Below are 17,612 nucleotides of genomic sequence, written 5' to 3'. Positions count from 1 at the left end.
GGCTGGCGGTGCGTTCATCCCGGCGCGTGCATCCGCATCACGCGCTGGAAATAGGCGTTACGCCATTCAGTCCGCTCGGCCTCGACGGCTGCGTCGGCACGGTAGGCCTCGATGTCGGCACGCGACACCAGGCCCTTGTCGTCGAGCAGCCGCTCGATCGTGTCGGTGCGCTCGCGCAGCACCGCAACCTCGGTCATCAGCTCGAAGAAGAAGGTCATCATCTGATCGATCGACGGATCGTCGAAGAAGTGCGGGCGCTGGCCCTTGCTGCTGCGCGGCAGCGAGACATCTTCCGGGGGACGGGCTTCGGACATCGGATCAATCCTGCGGATAGGGACGTGCGAGGGGCGGTACGCAATGTCTGCGCCCCGCCCCTCGGTATTGGCAATCAGAAGTCGAAGCGCGCACGCACCGTCCACCGACCCGGCTCGTTGAGGTACGGGAAGATCAGGAAGGACGCCACGTACCGCTTGTTGAAGCAGTTGGTGCAGTCGGCCGACAGGCTCCAGCCCTGTTCCCGGTTACGCAGGGTGAGGCCGCCGTTGAACAGGCTGTGCGCCTTCTGATAGCCGCGCACATCATTCTGTGCTGAGGGATAGCTGCCGTCGGTATAGGCCCAGGTGACCGACGGAATCAGCTGGAAGCTGCCCCCGAGATCAGCGGTATAGTTCGCCCCCAAGGTGGAGTTGAACGGCGCCACGCGCGAGGGCAGGGCGATATTGCCTGCCGCCGTGACGATGCCCTGGTTGCAGTTGGTCGTTGCGGCGATACCCGCTTTGCAGTTCGCGGCCTGGGTCAGCACCGAAGGATCGACATTGACGAAGCGGGCATGCTGCAGGCCAGCCGTCCAGAAGATGTTGAACCCACGAGCCGGCACGATCGTCAGTTCCGCTTCCAGACCGTAGTTGCGCAGATCGGCGAAGTTGCGCGTGACATAGATGATCTGGCCCGGGACCAGCGGGTTTTCGCGACCGGCTGGCAACTGGTTGTCATAATCGTTGAAGTAGAAACCGGTCAGGTTCAGACGAACCTTGCGGTCGAAGAATTCCGAACGCAGGCCGCCTTCATAGGACCAGATCGTCTCCGGCTTGAAGGCGAACATCCCAGCGGCGTTATAAGAGCGCGATACCCAGCCGCCCGATTTGAAGCCCTTGGTCGCCGAGGCGTAGACCGAGATGTCCGGCGTGATCTTGTAGTCGAGCGCGAAACGCGGGGTCCACACCTTGGCGGTCTGCTTCACCGGATTGCCCGCCGCGATGATGTCGGCCGTGGTGAAGGGCTGGTTGATCCCGACGGGGGTCAGCGGAGTCGCGTTTGGTTGGAAATGAATGTCCTTGAATTCCGCGGTGTAACGGATGCCGGCGGTGAAGGTCAGTGCCGGGGTGATCTTGTAGTCGCCCTGGAAATATCCGGCGATGGCATCGGTATTGTTGTACATGGTGCGATCGGCCGAGAGCGTGCCGACGCCCGCCGCAGTGATGGAAACGTTGGCGAAGCTCGTCTTGTTGTCCTCGCGGATATAATAGACGCCGGCGGTGTAGTTCAGCTTGCCACCGAGCCCTTCGCCGTTGATCTTGAATTCCTGGCTGAACTGCCCGTGCCAGCTGTCGTTCGCGAGCACCGAGGTCGAGCCCATCACCGGCGTGACGATATCGCCCGGATAGGTGTAGACCGTGCTTGCGCTGGCCAGGCTCATCGCGCTGTCAGTGAGGTATTCGTTATAGATGTGGCGATAGCCGGTGATGAGGTTGATCGTCAGGTTGTCGCCCGCGTCGATCTGCACGTTCGAGGTCGCCGACCATGAGGTGGCGGTGTTGCCAAGCTTGTTGTCGGCGAGCCCGGGCGACAGATAGTTGCGGCCGCCGAACACCTGCGAAACGGTCGAATCCTCGCGCAGCCGCGTGTAGCTGACCCGATCACCGGTCGCGGGATCGTAGAAGTTCGGGAAGTTGGCGTAGCTCTGGGAATTATAGTCGCCAGTGATATCCCAGCTGGTGTTGCCGGCGCCGAGCAGGCGGAGCGCGCCGCGGAAGCCGTAGCTGTGCTCCGAATTCAGCTTTTCGCCGGTGACGCGGTTTTTCACATAGCCGGCATCGTCGATATAATAAGCCTGGAACTTGCTGAGCAGCTTATCCTTGATGATCGGAATGTCGACTGAGCCGCGCGCCTGCACGCGATCATATTTGCCGTAGCTGACTTCGCCGAAGCCGCCGAAATCGGCGCCCGGCTTCTTCATGATGACGTTGATCGCGCCGCCGGTCGTGTTGCGGCCGAACAGCGTGCCCTGGGGGCCGCGCAGCACTTCGATCCGCTCGACATCGAACAGCGAGAAATTGTTCGCGCTCTGCCGCGACATATAGACGTCGTCGACATAGGTGCCGACCGGCAGATCGAAGGTCGAGATCGTCTCGTTGTTGTTCAGGCCGCGCATCGAATAGCTGTTGGCGGTGCCGACCGAGGTGTTGTTGTGGCCGATCAGGTTCGGGACATAGGACAGCAGGTCGATAGTGCGCGTGATCTGGCGTGTCTGAAGCTCCTGCGCGGTGAACGCGGAAATCGCGATCGGCACCTCCTGCAGCTTCTGTTCGCGGCGCTGCGCGGTGACGACGATATCTCCAACGCCGTCGGATTCGTCAGCGGCCTGAGTGGCGACGGGCGTTTCGGTCTGGGCGTGAGCCTGGGTAGCGATGGCGATCGCATAGAGACTGAGGCCGAAAGCAGTGCTGTATCGTAGCTTCTTGGTCATCGTTGAACCCTTTTCCAAATGCCGCCGACCGGCGTTTTCGCCTTGCCGACCCCACGCCCGAACGCCGGGCAATACGATCCCGTCTCCGCCAACCCGAGGTCAGCGGCACGCCTGCAAACTTCATTTCTTATTTGTTATAGAGCTATGACATATACTCGGCGCTGTCACGTGAATTATGCGTTAGCCCGAGGGATCGTCCGGAGTGTGTCGTGATTGCAACAATCACCCATTATAGGCCGGGCGCGCCACGGCCCGATCGAGCCAGCCAGCCAGGTTGGCATATGAATTCAGGGACACTTTCGACGGCTTTGCCAAGGCTGCGATGGCCGCGAGATTGACGTCGGCGACGGAAAATTCCCGGCCCAGCAGCCATGGGCGACCGGCGAGCGCGGTATCGAGCACTTTGAGCGGCGCCTGCAGATCCCGTTCGGCCTGCTCGGCGGCGCCCGAGTCGCGATCGGCTTCCGGCTTTATGACGCGTTCGAACAGGCAGACCGTCAGGTTGCGTTCGAGTTCGTTCAATCCCCAGAAGCTCCACTGCCAGACCAGCGCTTCCTGCTCGACAGTCTCGGGATAGAGGCGGCCGGTGCCATATTTCTTGGCGAGGTAAAGGCTTTCGGCGAAGGATTCGAACAGGGTGAAGCCGTTATCGACCAGCGCCGGCACCTTGCCGTTGGGATTGATCGCGAGATAGGCGGGCTGCCTGGTCTCGCCGGCGGCCGGTTCGATATTCTGCACGTCGAGTCCGAGCTCGCGCGCGACCCACAAGGGGCGGCGGGCGCGGGATCCGGGACGGCCGTAGATGGTAATCGTCATTCGGTTGTTCAGCCTTTGCGTTGCAGGAAATCCAGGATCGGTGCGGCCCATTCGGCGGCGCGTTCGAACACCATGCCGGCGCCGCCCGGCAGCTCGGCATAAGCCCAGCCGGGACGACGCTCGACGAGCTGCCGGCCCATCGGGAACAGCCGGTCGGTGCGGCTGGCGATGACGAGCGTCGGGCAGGTAATTGCATCGAGATCGGCTTCGAGATCATAGGCCGGCGCAGCGCGGTGACCGTCCTCCTTCCACGGACCGTTCGCGAAATAGGCGACGATGCCGACATGCACCGTCTCGTCGCTCCACGCCGGATCGGCGATGCGGCGCACGGTGGCCCAGCGATCGGTGAAGTGACTGCCGTCCGCCTTGATCTCCTGCGCATCGTGCAGGCCGGAGGCGCGCTCGGCGCGCTGTTCCGCAGTGTAATAGGGCATGTTGTCCGTGATGAGCGCGGCGATCCTGTCGGGCCGGGTCGCGGCGACCCGCGCGGCGACCAGGCAACCGCCATGGTGGCCGGCGATCGCGACCTGGTCGAGCCCGAGCGAGTCGATCACCGCGGCTGCGGCTGCGGCATAGCCCTCGATGCTTGCCTCGGTGCGCGGCGGATCGGACATGCCGTGGCCTGGCATGTCGGGAACGATGACCTGATAACCAGCCGCTGCCAGCACCGGCATCGCCTTACGATATTGAATGGAACCCCAGGGAGCCTGGTGGATCAGCATGATCGGCGTGCCGGTGCCGAGAATCCGGCAATGAACCTGTCCGTCCGGACCATCGACGTACAGCCGGCGCTCGCCGGGGATGAGGTTTACCGAAGGCAGCATCACCTGGCTCCCGAAAGACGCTGGCCGAGCAGGCGGCCGAAGGTGAGCGCCGGGGTGACCATCATGCCGCCGCACGCCGCCTTGCCCATCGTCTGGCCGGAGCCGAGCAATTCGCCGGCGGCGTAGAGATTGCCGACCGGCGCGCCATCCTGGCGGATGACCTGCAGATCATCATTCACGGCAAGGCCGATCGCGCCGGTGATCGCGCCGCCCTGCATGCGGATCGCGTAGAACGGACCCTGGGCGATGGGGGCAGGGGCGGGGGCGCGACCGAGGAAATCATTGCCGGTCTGCACCCCGTAGTTGAAACCGGCGACGGTGGCGGCGAGGCCGTCTGCGTCGATCCCGGCGGCCTCGGCCAGCCCCGCGATGCTGTCGGCCGAGGCGAAGGAGGGGCCGTTTTCGGCGAATTTCGCGGCAAGATCCTCGCGGGTCCAGCCGACGACGATCGGCGGCGCGCTGTCGAGAATATGCTGGTCGAATATGATCCAGTAGCGCCGGTCCGGCTGGTAGCTCAGTGCCATCTCGCGAGCGTCGACGCTGCGGATATCCTCGCGGATGAAGCGCTGGCCAGCCGCATTGACGTAGATTTCCCAGGGCTCGCGCCGTTCGGGGAAATGCTCGACCGTGCCGATCGCGCGCGCCGGAAAGGTCGCGCTGTTGTAGAGCGTGCCGAAATTGTTGAACACCTTGTCGTGCCCGCGCAGATAGCCGCCGACCGACTGGCCGAGCTTCAATCCCGCGCCGCGCGAAAAGGGATAGGGCGCGGCATTGTACAGCGGATAGCCGTTGAGTTCGGCGAACAGCGCCGGATCGGCCGTGTAGCCGCCCGAGGCGAGGACGACGTTGGCGGCATCGAAATCATGGGTCTGGCCATCGGCGTCGCGCGCCGTGACGCCGGTAACGCGGCCGTCGGGGTCCGTGCGCAGCGCCGTGACTTCATGGCCGAGCTTCAGCGTCACCGCCCCGCTTTCGGCCAGCCCCTCGACGATCGGCACCAGCACGTTTTTCACGCTGATGCCCCCCTCAGGACCCCAATAATAACGCTTCTCCCGATACGGCTCATGGCCGAAACCGGTGACCGGGTGATCGGGCAGCGGCTCGAAACCGCGGCTCATCAGCCAGTCGAACGTATCGGCGGCATTGTCGATCGCGAGCCGGGCAAGGCCTGGATCGATCGTGCCGCGGCTAATCCGGATCACGTCCTCGAAATGCGCGTCGGGCGTATCGGCAATGCCGTTCGCTGCCTGCAGCTGCGTGCCCGCGGCGCTCATCTGGCCGGTCGCGACCCAGAGCGTGCCGCCGAGCTTTTCAGCGGCGTCGACCAGCAGGACCCGCGCGCCGTTTTCAGCCGCGAAGATGGTCGCCGGCAATCCCGCAGAGCCGCCGCCCACCACAATCAGGTCCCACATTAGGCGTCTTTCCACTTGTTCTGAATAATGGAACATCGTTCTATAATGATGCTATGCCGGGCAATGAGGCATGGTCAAGCGCCAATTCGCGGACCGCCCGAAACAAAGTTACGCGCCGTATCGTGCGCCGGTCCGTCAGCATTGACTCGCCCGCTTCGCGGCGTCAGTCTTCATTATGGAACGGTGTTCTATATAGTGATACAAGGAGATTTCGGTGGTGATACGCAGCCTGATCCTGCTCGGCGTACTTTCGGGCGCAAGCGCGCTTGCCGCCAACGAACCCGCGGCACCGCCGCCGACCGCGCGGGCCGCCGCCTGCGTGCCGCCATCGATGCAGGATGCCAGCTGGGACGGGCTGGGCGTGCTGAAGGGCGGCAAGGGCTATGCGCCGACGCCGATGGGACAGGTACATTACCGCCTGATGGGGCCGAAGAACGGCCCGGTCGTCCTGCTGCTCCACCAGACGCCCTGGTCGCTGGTCGAATTCGCCGACATCCAGCCCTGCCTCGCGGCGCGGGGCATCCGGTCGCTTGCGATCGACACGCCGGGTTACGGCATGTCCGATGCGCCGGACGGGATGCCGACGATCCAGCAATATGCCGACAATGTCGCGCCGGTGCTGGACTATCTGAAGATCCGCAAGGTGATGGTTGCCGGCCATCATACCGGCGCCTCGATCGCCGCTGCCTTCGCCGCGCGCTTTCCGCAGCGGGTGACCGGCGTGGTGCTGCACGGTGCGCCCAATTACAACGACGCCGAGCGCGCACAACGCAAGGCGCTGCCGCCTCCCGACCTGCAGCTGAAGCCCGACGGCAGTCATCTCAGTGCCTATTACGCCAAGCTGTTCAAGGCGCAGGGCGCCTATCCGCGCAACCTGGCGACGATCAACTGGTCGACCCTGAGCATCTTCCTCGCCGGCGCCTCCGACGTGGCGCATGTCGCGGTCTATGACAACGACATGGCGAGCGACCTGAACAGGATCACGGTGCCGTTGCTGGTGCTGTCGGACGGTGCCGACGCGCTGAATGCGATCGACCAGCGGACCGGGGCGATGAAGTCCAATTTCCGATACGAGAAATTCTCGGACGGATCGGCCCATATGCTGATCGTCGAGCCGGCCCGCTGGTCCGACATCGTCGCCGGGTTCGTGAAGGGCCTGAAATGAGCTGAGCGTCAGGCCGGATCCGGGCCGCGCCCGGATCCGGTCGACGGCACCGGGGATTCAGGCGACCAGACGGGCCTGCCCGGCAATCCGCGGGACCGAAGCCCCGAGCGCGCGCGACGCCTCGGCGGCAGCGGCCCGGACCTGAGTCACCAGGGTCGCGCTATTCTCTTCGCTGAGGCGCGACAGCGGCAGGGCCAGGCCCATTGCAGCGATGATCTGGTTGTCCGGGCCCCAGACCGGCGCGGCGATGCCGCCGACCGCGGTTTCCCATTCGCCGCGGTTCATCGCGATGCCCCCCTCGCGCACGGCATCGACCGCAGCGGTCAGCGCGTCGGGATCGACGATCGTGCGCGGCGTGTAGGCGCGCAAGGGGCGCTCGAGCGTTTCGCGCAGCGCGGTCGGATGAAAGGCGAGGAAGACCTTGCCGGTCGCCGAACAGTGAGTCGGCGCGCGCTCCCCGATCTCCGAAAAGGCGCGGACTGAATGCACGCCTTCCGACTTGTCGATATAGATCACGTCGGCGCCGTCCGAGATGGCGAGATGGACCGTTTCCAGCGTGGCGCGGGCGAGCTGATCCATGATCGGGCGGATCGAGCGGCGCAGATCCAGCCGTTCGATCACTTTCGCACCCTGCTGCCAGACCTTCAGCGTCGCTGTGTAGCGGCTGTCGGCAGAGGCCGCATAGCCCAGCGCGATGAAGGTCTGCAGATAGCGGTGCACGTTGCTTTTGGTGAGCCCGACCTGGCGCGCCAGTTCGGACACGCCCATCGGTTCGGGTGCGGCGACCAGCGCTTCGAGCACTTGCATGCCCTTGACGATCGTCTTGTCCAATTCCGTCTCCGCTCGTCTATCTGGCCCGGCAGGGGCGTTGTTCAATTATGCGCATGGGCGGGGGAATTCGCCAGTGCCAACTCAAGCTCGCTCACGGCGGCACGGTAATATTTCAGCCCGGCGATGCAGAGCAGGATCGATGGAATGCCGAGCACGAGAACATAGCAACTGAGCACGACACCGATCATCTTCGGATCACCGGTCATATCGGTAGCAAAGCCGATGATCGGCGGGCCGAGCAACGGCCCGATCAGCGAGATGAAGGTGTTGAAGATCGCCATCGATTGTGTGCGGACTTCGCCCGGGGTGATCTGCGCCATTGAGGCGGGGCCGCCGGCGGTCGCCACCGACTTGCCGATAAAGGCGACGAACATGAATATCACCGCGATCGGGGCGCTCGGCATGATCGGATAGAGCGCGCTGCACGGCACGCAGATCAGCAGGCCGAGGATCAGCACGCGCATCGAACCATCGACCCGGCCGATCGCGAAATGCCGCTGCGCCCAGACCGCGACGGCGGTGCCGATCGGGCCGGCGGTGAAATAGAACAGCCCGGTGACGAGGCCGGTCTCCGCGATGCCCCAGCCCCACAGGCGCGAGAAGAGTGGCACGTTCCACAAGGTCAGGGCGCTCAGGGCGAAATTGCAGGTAGAGCCGACGATCAGCGCGCCGAAGCCGCGCCAGCGCAGGCCCATATATTTGAAGGCGGCGCTGGCGGGGGGGCGCTCGGTCGTGGTTTCCTGGCGCACCGGCTCCCTGACCGTCATCATCAGGCCGGCGAAGATGAAGCCCGGAATGCCGACCAGCACGAAGGTCGCCTGCCACGGTGCGAGCCGGCCGAAGATCGGCCAGTCGACATGGCCAAGCGTCTGCAGGTGACTGACGATCAGGCCTCCGAGCAGGAAAGCGAGGCCTGCGCCGAGATAGGGCCCGGCCATGTAGACGCTGATCGCGCGCGGCCGCTCCCGCCGGTTGAAATAATCGCTGATGATCGAGACCGAGCAGGGGCTGACCACTGCCTCGCCGAGGCCGAGGCCCAGGCGCATCAGGAACAGCGGCAGGAAGGTCGCGACCAGGCCGCTGCCGACCGTCATCGAACACCAGATCACGATGCCGGCGAGAAGCAGATATTTGCGGTTCGAGCGATCGGCATACCAGCCAAGCGGAATCGCGACGAGCACGTGGAAAGTGGAGAAAGCCGGTCCGAGCAGCAGCCCGACCTCGAAATCGCTGAGCTTCATCGACGCTTTCAGCGGCTCGATGAGCAGGCTGAGGATGAACCGGTCGAAATAGGAAAGGATGAAGACGCCGAGCAGCAATATCACGACATACCAGCGGTACGCCGGGCCGTTCTTCTCAAGTGTCACGCGCGGCGCCCCCTTGTTGTGGTGTGCGATGAGTGAAGATCAGCCGGGCTTGCGGCTGCCGAAGACATACCAGCCGCCTTTGCCGTGCCGCGGCCGGCCGGGCTCGTCCCAGGCAAAGGCAGTGCCGCGATCGGGATAGGCCGCGATGTCCGGCAGGATGTGCGCGAAGCTCGCCTGCGGATCGAAGCCGGCGCCGGCCATCAGCGCGATGGGATCCTGGTTGCGCCAGGCGGTATAGGCCGGCTCGTTGTTGTTGCGGGTATCCCAGTTCCAGAAATAATTCTCCCACGCATCGACCAGATCATGGGCGGGCAGTTCCTGGTGGATCATCAGGCCGCCGGGCTTCAGCAGGCGATGGCATTCCGCCATCACCTTCTTCGACGCCCAGACCGGGATTTCGTGGAAGAAGAAGCTGGAGACGATCAGATCGAAATGCCCGTCGGGGAAATTGGTCTGCTCGGCATTCTGCTGGCTGAAATGGACGGGCAGCCCGTCATGCTCGGCCGCGGCATGGCCGTAGCGCAGCAGGGGCGCGCCGACATCGATGCCGTGCGCCTCCACGTCGGGAAAGGCCTGGACATAGGGCATCAGGTTCTTGCCCGAGGTGGTGCCGAGATCGAGCATCCGGGTGGGCGTGAAATCGGGGAATTCAGTCTTGATCCAGCGGCTGATGACCCGGGCGACGCCGCCCCAGCTGCGGTGGCTCTGCTGCGCGGTGAAGACGCGCGCGCCGAGGCTGACGACCGCGCCCTGCGCGACATCGTCGTCAGTCCATTCGCTGTGAAAGCAGCCCGGCGTCAGGTGCACGTCCAGATTGGTGACATAGGCCGGCACCTCGAACCCGGGCGTCAGGCGCAGCGATCCGCCCGCCGGGTTGCGCTCCGCCGCGTCGCGGGCGACGGCGATCAGCTCGGGCAGGGCGCGCTCCACTTCCGGCTGGACTGACTGGAAACACATCTCCTGCGCGTTGTAGCGTAGCGTGCTGTAGAAGCGGTAGGACGGCTCGTTGCGCATCGCGCGGTCGATGTCGCGCCAGTCGGCCGGGGCGGGCGCCTTGGGGGCGATGCGCTCGTGGTAATCGCTTTCGAGCGCGGTCGCGAAATCCTGGATCGCGTGACGGCGCAGCGTGCTGCAGAATCGCTGGCGGGCGATCTCGTCATGCGTCGGCTTTGTCACCGTTTCGATGTTGGCGACGGCGGAATTGGAAACCAGCGTATCGGTCATCTCGACCCTCCATTCCAACATTTAGAACACTGTTCTGAATGCAGGCTAACATGCTCTTTCAGCCGTAGCAATGCGCCTGCGGCGATTATCCAATGCTTATTCGTACCCGCTCAGAAACCGCTTGCGCCCGCCTCATTCCTATTAGAAGTAATACAAATCATCCACGGGTCAACGGGGTCGGCGACGGGCATGGAAACGGGCGTGATCGTTGTCGGGGCAGGGCCGGTGGGGCTCACCGCCGCTTATCTGCTCGGGCAGCACGGCATCCCCTGCACGCTGATCGCCGAGGAGCCGGTGCTGGCGACTGACCTGCGCGCCTCGACCTTCCATCCGCCGACGCTCGACATGCTCGATACGCTCGGGCTCGCCGCGCCGCTGGTGGCGCAGGGCCTGCGCAGCCCGACCTGGCAGATCCGCCTTCACGAGACGGGCGAGCGCGCCGAATTCGACCTTTCGGTGCTGGCCGGGGACACGCGGCATCCGTTTCGCCTGCAATGCGAACAGTCGCGGCTGTGCGCGCTGCTGCTCGAGCGGCTCGGGGCGGAGGGCAAGGTGCGGTTGCTGCTCGGCCAGCGAGTCGAGCGCGTGGTGCAGGATGCGGACGGGGTGACGGTGACGGCGCGCCCGGTGGCGGGCGGCGATCCCGTCGCGTTCACCGCCCGCTATGTGATCGGCGCCGACGGATCGCGCAGCGTGGTGCGGCAGGCGGCCGGGATCGGCTTCGAGGGCAAGACCTATCCCGAGACGACGATCCTCGCGACGACGACCTTTCCGTTCCAGGATCATCTGCCGGGCCTGTCGAACGTCAATTATGTGTGGAAGGCGGGCGGCACCTTCTCGCTGCTGCGGCTCAGGCAGCTGTGGCGCTGCAGCCTCTATCCCGATCATGACGAGAGCATCGAGGACGGGCTGACGCCGGCCAGCATCGCGCGCAAGCTGCAGGAGATCGCGCCGAGCGATACGCCGCACGACGTGCTGGAGACGCGCGCCTACCGCGTGCACATGCGCATCGCCGACGATTACCGCGCCGGCCGCATCCTGCTCGCCGGGGACGCAGCGCACGTCAATTCGCCCGCCGGTGGCATGGGCATGAACGGCGGCGTGCACGACGCGTTCGAGCTGGCCGAGACCTTGCGGCAGGTGTGGGGCGGGGCAGGGGAGGCGCTGCTCGACCGCTATACGCGCCGCCGCCGCCCGATCGCCGAGCAGGAAGTGCTCGCGCAGGCCGACCGCAACCGCGCGCGGATGCAGGAACGCGACGGCGACAAGCGCCGCGAGATGCTGAGCGCGCTGCAGGTCGTCGCGGCCGACCCGGAACAGGCGCGCGCGCATCTGCTGCGCAGCTCGATGATCGCGGGGCTTCGGCGCGCGGCCGAGATCGCATGACCGCGGGCGGCTATGATTACGGCCGCGCGGGCCGCATCGGCATCGGCACGCCGCAGGCCAATCCGACGGTCGAGACCGAATTCGCCATCCTGCTGCCGCCGGCGGTCAGCCTGACGGTCACGCGGCTGACCAGCGGGGCGAGCGCACCGGCCGACCGGTTGCGCGCCTATCTGCTCGACCTGGCCGAGGATCTTGCGGCGTTCGACACGTTCCGCCCGGACGTGTTCGGCTTCGCCTGCACGGCATCGTCCTATCTGATCTCACCGGACGACGTGCGCGCGACGACCGCCGCCTGCGAGGACCGGTTCGGCTATCCGATCATCACCGCGGCCGAGGCGATCCATCGCGCGCTGCAGCGGATCGGCGCGCGGCGCATCGCGCTCATCTCGCCCTATCCGGTGGCGCTGGCCGAGGCGGCGACGCGCTACTGGTCCGGGCTGGGGTATGAACTCGTCGCGGTCGCCGCAGCGGGCGATCTCGCACCGGACGCGGATACGCGCGGCATCTACGCGCTGGGTAGCGATGCCGCCGCGGCGGCACTGGCCCGGATCGATCCTGGCGCAGCGGACGCCGTGCTGCTGAGCGGCACCGGCATGCCCTCGCTGCCGCTGATCGCCAGCGCGACGGCGGGCGTACCGATCCTGTCTTCCAACCTCTGCCTCGCCGCGGCGCTCTGCGCGGCGGTGGGTGCCGGCGACCTGCTCGACCCTGCCGCTTCCCGCGCCTGGTATGCCCGCTGCGCGGCGGCGATCGACCCGAAAGGACAATGAGATGACCATGATAACCGCATGGATCGACGGCGAGACCGTCAGCACCGGCGCAGCGCCGATCCCGGTGATCGATCCGGCCACCGACGCGCTGATCGTCGAATTGCCCGAGGCCGACAACGCGACGATCGACCGTGCCGTGGCCGCGGCGCGGCGCAGTTTCGACCAAGGGACTTGGCGGACCATGCCAGTCGACAAAAGACAGGCCGTGTTGCGCACCTGCGCTGACCTGATCGATGCCGCGACGGCCGAGCTGGGCGATCTCGAATGCGCCAATACCGGCCTGCCGCTGGCGCAGATCAAGGGCCGATCGATCCCGCGCGCAGCGGACAATTTCCGCTTCTTCGCCGATTATATCGGCCAGAGTGCGGGCGAGCTGTTCGAGCAGAACCCGGACTATCTGACCTTCGTGCGGCGCGAGCCGATCGGCGTCGCGGCGCTGATCAGCCCGTGGAACTCTCCGCTGGCGCTGGGATCGATGAAGATCGCGTCGTGCATCGCCTTCGGCAATTCCTGCGTGCTGAAGCCGTCCGAACAGGCGCCGCTCGGGATCAGCCGGCTGGTCGAGATCCTGGGCGCGGCGGGCATTCCCGAAGGCGTGGTCAACCTCGTCAACGGCCGCGGCGCGACCACGGGCGACCGGCTGATCCGCAACCCGGACGTCGATGTCGTGACCTTCACCGGCGGCACGCCCACCGGCCGCGTGATCATGCGCACGGCCGGCGAATTGCTCAAGCCGGCCACGGTGGAGCTGGGCGGCAAATCGGCGAATATCGTGTTCGATGACGCCGATTTCGATCAGGCGGTGGATGGGGCGCTGCTCGGCATCTTCACCAACAATGGCCAGCAATGCCTGGCCGGATCGCGCATCCTGGTCCAGCGCGGGATCGCCGATCGCTTCATCGAAGCGCTCGTCGAACGGGCGAAGCGCATCCGGGTCGGCGATCCGCGCGATCCGGCGACGGAGATCGGGCCGCTCGTCTCGGCCCGGCACATGGCGCATGTGCTCGGCTTCGTACCGCAGCCGGGCGAAGCGGGTGTCGCGCTGCTCACCGGCGGCAAGCGCGCGCCGGCGTTCGAGCGCGGCTGCTATGTCGAGCCGACCCTGGTGCGCGCGGACTCCAATGATTCGCGCGTCTGCCAGGAAGAGATTTTCGGTCCGTTCGGCGCGATCCTGGTGTTCGATACCGACGAGGAGGCGTACGCGCTCGCCAATGCCAGCCGCTTCGGGCTGGTCTCCTATGTCTGGTCGCAGAGCCTGATGCGGATCATGGAAGCGCAGGAGCGCATCCAGGCGGGCATCGTGTGGTGCAACACGCCGATGATGCGCGAGCTGCGCGCGCCGTTCGGCGGCTGGAAGGAATCGGGCATCGGCGCCGACGGCGGACGGGCGTGCGAGGATTTCTACACGCGGCAGAAAGCGGTCACGATCCCGCGCCGGCCGATCACGCTCAGGAAGCTTGGCGCTTGACCGCCACGGCGGCCGCACCGACCCGGTTCCTGTGGCAACCATGGGCGGCGGTGCTGCTGCTGTTCTTCGCGCAGGCGCTGTCGCATCTCGACCGCTTCCTGCCGAGCCTGTTGATCAAGCCGATCAAGGCCAGCCTCGACCTCACCGACTTCCAGGTCGGGCTGATGCTCGGCCCGGCATTCGCGGTCTTCTATTGCACGATGGCGCTGCCGGCGGGGTATCTCGCCGACCGCTACAGCCGCCGCAAGCTGCTGGCCGGCGCAATCGCGATCTGGTGCGTGATGACGGTGATGGCCGGATTCGCCCATAGTTTCGGCCTGCTGCTCGTTTCCAGGCTCGGCGTCGGGCTGGGCGAGGCAGCGCTGACGCCGTGCGCGCTGTCCCTGATCAGCGATTATTTCGACCGCAGCCGCCGCCCGCGCGCGATCGCGCTGATGATGGCGGGCACGACCTTCGGATCAGCCATGGCGTTCCTCGGCGGCGGCCCGCTGGTCGCCTATGTCTCGAGCCTGCCGCCGGTGGTGATGCCGCTGGCCGGCGCGGTCGAGCATTGGCAGCTGGTGTTCCTCGTCGCCGGTCCACCGGGCCTGCTGCTCGCCGCGCTGATCCTGCTGATCCGGGAGCCGCAGCGGACTGAACGGATCGGCGGCGCGATCGGCGCTGACGCACACAAGCATGTACCCCTGCTGTCGGCAATCGGCTTCATGGCCACGCGCTGGCGGGCATTCGGTCCGCTGGTGCTCGGCAATGCCGGGTCGCTGACGCTCGGCACGCTGAGTCTGTGGAACGTTGCCCTGTTCGAGCGGACCTGGGGTTGGGACGTTCGGCGCTTCGGCGTGACCGCAGGGCTGATCTACCTGGTGATCGGTGCGGTCGGCTATGTCTTTGCCGGCTGGCTGGCGAGCCGCGGGCTGAAGGCGGGCAAGAAGGACGGCACCCTGCGCGCCTTCCTGCTGGGCATCTGCATCGTCGTGCCGGCGACGATCCTCTATCCGCTGGCGCCGAGCGGCGAATTGGCAGCGGTCGGCTTCGCTTTCTTCATGTTCGGCCAATGCCTGTGCGGCACATGCGGACCGGCATCGCTCACCATGTTGACGTCGAGCGACGTGCGATCGACCGTCACCGCGCTCTATTTCATGATCCTCAGCCTCGTGAGCCTGATCCTCGGCCCGCTTCCGGTCGGCCTGATGGTCGACTGGTTCGGCGATCCGGCCGCCCTGCGTTACGCCATCGCGATCGAGGCGGCGGTGATCGGTATTCCGGCGATCCTGATCGTCCTGTTTGGTTTCGGTGGTTATCGCCGCGGCGTCATCGAGGTCGAGGGGTTGATCGCCCTTTCCGCCGCAAGGGAATCCCGCGCATGACCGATCGACGCCGCCTGGGCGGAATCCGCGCCGTGACGTATTCAGTGCCGGACATCGTCGCGATGGAACGTGCCTATTGCGACGTGCTCGAATATTGCGTCGCCGATCGCGGCGTCGTGTCGGCCGGGCGGGCGGCATTCTGGAACGCACCCGAGGCAGCGGGGCGGCCCTATGTCTCGCTCGAGCCGGCAAGTGGGGAACGCGTGCCGCTGCGTTTCATCGAGACGCCCCATGTCGAGCCATGGCGGGCCCTCACCACGCATGGCTGGAATGCGACCGAGATCATCGTCGAGGACGTGAACGCGCTGGCCGAACGGATCGAGGGATCGCCCTTCCGCCGCATCGGCGGGCCGCGGCCGTTGACCAATTATCCGAAGATCAGCGCGATGCAGGTGATCGGGCCGGCCGGAGAATGCGTGTATCTCACGCATGCGCCACCGGGCTGCGGGATGAACCTCGGACCCGCAAAGTCGTTCGTCGGGCGAGTCTTCTCGGTCGTTGCCGGCGGGCCTGACATTGAGGCGATGAACGCCGCTTATGCCGCGCGGTTCGACAATCACGTCCGCCCGCCCAGGCCGACGCCGATCGGCATCATCAACGAGGCGAACGGCCTGCCGGCCGACCACAAGACCGATCTCGGGCTGGTTGAGATCGACTGGGGCACGGTCATCGAACTCGACGGCTATGCCGATGCGATGGGTCCGCGGCCGACCCGGCCAGGCGATCTGCCGCCGGGCATGGCGATCGTGACGCTCGACGTTCGGGCGAATGCCGACGGCTATGATCCGGACATTTTGGCCGCGCTGCCGCTTTCCGCCCCACCGGGGGAGGGCCTGTCGCTCTGGTCCGGCGCGGCGGGGGAGCTCATCGAACTCGCGGCCAGCGATCTTGCGAAGGAATCGGCATGACTATCGACCAGGAAATCTCTGCCTTCGTCGCTGACTATGTGCGGCTGTGGAACGCCTATGACGTGCCGGCGATGCGCGCGATGTGGGACGAGGCGGAGGAGAGCCCGATCTACGTCGCCGAAGAGGCGGAGCCGATGATCGGATGGCCGGCCGTGCATGCCTATTGGGCGATCGACCGCAGCAAATCCGACCGGCTGCTGACTCACGACCGGCTGACCGTGCGGCAGGCGGCAGACGATATCGCCATCGCCTTTTATCATATGCGCTGGAACGTCTTCATCCCGGGCAACCGACTCTACCCCCGGCCGTTCGGCGGCGCGGTACGGGTGAGCGCGATGCTGCGGCGGCGCGAGGGCGTGTGGAAGCTGTTCCACTATGTCGAGGCCCCGCTCGCTGCGCTGATCCAGCTCCGGCACGCCGCCGAGGCGATGGTCGATCCGGCGCTGCACGAACGCATCGCCGCCAGGGCGTGACGCAGATCGACCGCGCGTTCGTGCGCCTGCCGCAGGGGCTGGTGCATCTGCGGCGCGTGGAGGGCGAGGGTACGCCGCTGGTGCTGGTCCATGCCTCGCCCGGATCGTCGCGGGCGCTGGCGCCACTGCTCGGCGCGCTGGGTACGGCGAAATACTGCCCACCGCTGATCGCGCCGGACACGCCGGGCAACGGCGATTCGGACGGCTTCGCCCCGGCCGATCCGGCGATGGACTGGTATGCCGATACGCTGGCCGGCCTGCTCGACAGGATGGAGATCGAACGGTGCGACCTGTATGGCACGCATACGGGCGCACGGATCGCGATCGAGACGGCGGTCCGCCATCCGAATCGCATCGGGCGGCTGATCCTGGACGGTCTGACCGATTATCCGCCCGAGACGCGCGACCTGTTCCTGAAGCATTACGCCCCGGCGATGGCACCGGACGATTATGGCGGGCAGTTCGCCTGGGCCTTCAACTATATCCGCGATCAGGTCGTGCATTTCCCGCACTTCCTGCGCGATCCCGAGCACCGGCTGATGACCCGCGCGATGCCGTCCGCGGCGGACCTGCACGCCGCGACGCTCGATGTGCTGAAGGGGCTGACCTCCTATCACAAGGCATACCGCGCCGCGTTCCGCTATGCCGCGACGGAGCGCCTGCCGCTGGTGCGGGCCGAAACGCTGGTGTGGCGCGCGGAAGGCGAATTGCCCGAGTTGCGCGCGGCGAGCGAAGGGCTCGCCGCGTTGTTGCCGAACGGCCGGATCGAGGATGTCGGGCGCTCGGCCGCGGCCAAGGCCGCGTCCATCTTGCGGTTTTTGCGGCCCGGTGGACCGGGCGTACGTCCGGGGTGACGAT

Annotated in this window: 16 protein-coding genes; 8 read left to right on the top strand and 8 right to left on the bottom strand. The window is 66.0% G+C overall.

What is annotated here, in order from left to right; translation table 11 throughout:
- Nucleotides 1-14: 14 nt before the first annotated feature.
- From ACZ1I5_RS11850 to ACZ1I5_RS11830, 5 genes are all read right to left on the bottom strand, one after another.
- Nucleotides 15-314, bottom strand: coding sequence for a hypothetical protein (locus tag ACZ1I5_RS11850; RefSeq protein WP_465169456.1), 300 nt, complete (start codon nucleotides 312-314; stop codon nucleotides 15-17).
- Between the two features lie 74 nt (nucleotides 315-388).
- Complete coding sequence (locus tag ACZ1I5_RS11845) at nucleotides 389-2,746, bottom strand: TonB-dependent receptor (RefSeq protein WP_465169455.1); 2,358 nt, start codon at nucleotides 2,744-2,746, stop codon at nucleotides 389-391.
- Nucleotides 2,747-2,968: 222 nt separating this feature from the next.
- Nucleotides 2,969-3,562, bottom strand: coding sequence for a glutathione S-transferase family protein (locus ACZ1I5_RS11840; protein ID WP_465169454.1), 594 nt, complete (start codon nucleotides 3,560-3,562; stop codon nucleotides 2,969-2,971).
- Nucleotides 3,563-3,570: 8 nt separating this feature from the next.
- Nucleotides 3,571-4,386: an alpha/beta fold hydrolase gene (locus tag ACZ1I5_RS11835; protein ID WP_465169453.1), complete on the bottom strand. Its 816-nt coding sequence runs from the start codon at nucleotides 4,384-4,386 to the stop codon at nucleotides 3,571-3,573.
- Nucleotides 4,386-5,798 carry an FAD-dependent oxidoreductase gene (locus ACZ1I5_RS11830; RefSeq protein WP_465169452.1) on the bottom strand — a complete coding sequence of 471 codons (1,413 nt, stop codon included), beginning with the start codon at nucleotides 5,796-5,798 and terminating at the stop codon, nucleotides 4,386-4,388. Before ACZ1I5_RS11830 ends, ACZ1I5_RS11835 begins: the two co-directional genes overlap by 1 nt.
- Nucleotides 5,799-6,012: 214 nt before the next feature.
- On the opposite strand from ACZ1I5_RS11830, the gene ACZ1I5_RS11825 reads away from it, so the two are divergent.
- The gene (locus ACZ1I5_RS11825) at nucleotides 6,013-6,963 is read left to right on the top strand and encodes an alpha/beta fold hydrolase (RefSeq protein WP_465169451.1); all 951 of its coding nucleotides are present in this window, start codon (nucleotides 6,013-6,015) and stop codon (nucleotides 6,961-6,963) included.
- A gap of 57 nt (nucleotides 6,964-7,020) precedes the next feature.
- Here the strand turns inward: ACZ1I5_RS11825 and ACZ1I5_RS11820 are convergent, their stop codons facing one another.
- From ACZ1I5_RS11820 to ACZ1I5_RS11810, 3 genes are read right to left on the bottom strand one after another with little or no spacing between them, the layout of a single operon-like run.
- Nucleotides 7,021-7,794 carry an IclR family transcriptional regulator gene (locus ACZ1I5_RS11820; protein ID WP_465169450.1) on the bottom strand — a complete coding sequence of 258 codons (774 nt, stop codon included), beginning with the start codon at nucleotides 7,792-7,794 and terminating at the stop codon, nucleotides 7,021-7,023.
- A gap of 41 nt (nucleotides 7,795-7,835) precedes the next feature.
- On the bottom strand, nucleotides 7,836-9,161 hold the full coding sequence (locus ACZ1I5_RS11815; RefSeq protein WP_465169449.1) for an MFS transporter: 1,326 nt from the start codon (nucleotides 9,159-9,161) through the stop codon (nucleotides 7,836-7,838).
- Between the two features lie 39 nt (nucleotides 9,162-9,200).
- Nucleotides 9,201-10,385 carry a class I SAM-dependent methyltransferase gene (locus ACZ1I5_RS11810; RefSeq protein ID WP_465169448.1) on the bottom strand — a complete coding sequence of 395 codons (1,185 nt, stop codon included), beginning with the start codon at nucleotides 10,383-10,385 and terminating at the stop codon, nucleotides 9,201-9,203.
- 201 nt (nucleotides 10,386-10,586) lie between these two features.
- Between ACZ1I5_RS11810 and ACZ1I5_RS11805 the strand changes: the two genes are divergently transcribed.
- From ACZ1I5_RS11805 to ACZ1I5_RS11775, 7 genes are read left to right on the top strand one after another with little or no spacing between them, the layout of a single operon-like run.
- The gene (locus ACZ1I5_RS11805) at nucleotides 10,587-11,771 is read left to right on the top strand and encodes an FAD-dependent oxidoreductase (protein ID WP_465169447.1); all 1,185 of its coding nucleotides are present in this window, start codon (nucleotides 10,587-10,589) and stop codon (nucleotides 11,769-11,771) included.
- Nucleotides 11,768-12,541: a maleate cis-trans isomerase family protein gene (locus ACZ1I5_RS11800; RefSeq protein ID WP_465169446.1), complete on the top strand. Its 774-nt coding sequence runs from the start codon at nucleotides 11,768-11,770 to the stop codon at nucleotides 12,539-12,541. The genes ACZ1I5_RS11805 and ACZ1I5_RS11800 overlap by 4 nt, the downstream gene beginning before the upstream one ends.
- A gap of 1 nt (nucleotide 12,542) precedes the next feature.
- The gene (locus ACZ1I5_RS11795) at nucleotides 12,543-14,009 is read left to right on the top strand and encodes an aldehyde dehydrogenase (protein ID WP_465169445.1); all 1,467 of its coding nucleotides are present in this window, start codon (nucleotides 12,543-12,545) and stop codon (nucleotides 14,007-14,009) included.
- Entirely contained in the window at nucleotides 14,006-15,373 is a 1,368-nt protein-coding gene (locus ACZ1I5_RS11790; RefSeq protein WP_465169444.1) for an MFS transporter, read from the top strand. The genes ACZ1I5_RS11795 and ACZ1I5_RS11790 overlap by 4 nt, the downstream gene beginning before the upstream one ends.
- Complete coding sequence (locus tag ACZ1I5_RS11785; RefSeq protein WP_465169443.1) at nucleotides 15,370-16,281, top strand: hypothetical protein; 912 nt, start codon at nucleotides 15,370-15,372, stop codon at nucleotides 16,279-16,281. Before ACZ1I5_RS11790 ends, ACZ1I5_RS11785 begins: the two co-directional genes overlap by 4 nt.
- Nucleotides 16,278-16,754: a nuclear transport factor 2 family protein gene (locus tag ACZ1I5_RS11780; protein WP_465169442.1), complete on the top strand. Its 477-nt coding sequence runs from the start codon at nucleotides 16,278-16,280 to the stop codon at nucleotides 16,752-16,754. Before ACZ1I5_RS11785 ends, ACZ1I5_RS11780 begins: the two co-directional genes overlap by 4 nt.
- The gene (locus ACZ1I5_RS11775) at nucleotides 16,751-17,608 is read left to right on the top strand and encodes an alpha/beta fold hydrolase (RefSeq protein ID WP_465169441.1); all 858 of its coding nucleotides are present in this window, start codon (nucleotides 16,751-16,753) and stop codon (nucleotides 17,606-17,608) included. The genes ACZ1I5_RS11780 and ACZ1I5_RS11775 overlap by 4 nt, the downstream gene beginning before the upstream one ends.
- The last annotated feature ends 4 nt before the right edge of the window (nucleotides 17,609-17,612 follow it).

This window comes from Sphingomonas sp. BL-S-30, assembly GCF_055521475.1.
The sequence above is the reverse complement of the archived record's forward strand: the minus strand, read 5'-3'. Positions and strand labels throughout refer to the sequence as shown.

Excerpts from the sequence above, each read along its gene's own strand:
- ACZ1I5_RS11850 (WP_465169456.1), bottom strand. The coding sequence starts at position 314 with ATGTCCGAAGCCCGTCCCCCGGAAGATGTCTCGCTGCCGCGCAGCAGC.
- ACZ1I5_RS11845 (WP_465169455.1), bottom strand. The coding sequence starts at position 2,746 with ATGACCAAGAAGCTACGATACAGCACTGCTTTCGGCCTCAGTCTCTAT.
- ACZ1I5_RS11840 (WP_465169454.1), bottom strand. The coding sequence starts at position 3,562 with ATGACGATTACCATCTACGGCCGTCCCGGATCCCGCGCCCGCCGCCCC.
- ACZ1I5_RS11835 (WP_465169453.1), bottom strand. The coding sequence starts at position 4,386 with ATGCTGCCTTCGGTAAACCTCATCCCCGGCGAGCGCCGGCTGTACGTC.
- ACZ1I5_RS11830 (WP_465169452.1), bottom strand. The coding sequence starts at position 5,798 with ATGTGGGACCTGATTGTGGTGGGCGGCGGCTCTGCGGGATTGCCGGCG.
- ACZ1I5_RS11810 (WP_465169448.1), bottom strand. The coding sequence starts at position 10,385 with ATGACCGATACGCTGGTTTCCAATTCCGCCGTCGCCAACATCGAAACG.
- ACZ1I5_RS11800 (WP_465169446.1), top strand. The coding sequence starts at position 11,768 with ATGACCGCGGGCGGCTATGATTACGGCCGCGCGGGCCGCATCGGCATC.
- ACZ1I5_RS11795 (WP_465169445.1), top strand. The coding sequence starts at position 12,543 with ATGACCATGATAACCGCATGGATCGACGGCGAGACCGTCAGCACCGGC.
- ACZ1I5_RS11785 (WP_465169443.1), top strand. The coding sequence starts at position 15,370 with ATGACCGATCGACGCCGCCTGGGCGGAATCCGCGCCGTGACGTATTCA.
- ACZ1I5_RS11780 (WP_465169442.1), top strand. The coding sequence starts at position 16,278 with ATGACTATCGACCAGGAAATCTCTGCCTTCGTCGCTGACTATGTGCGG.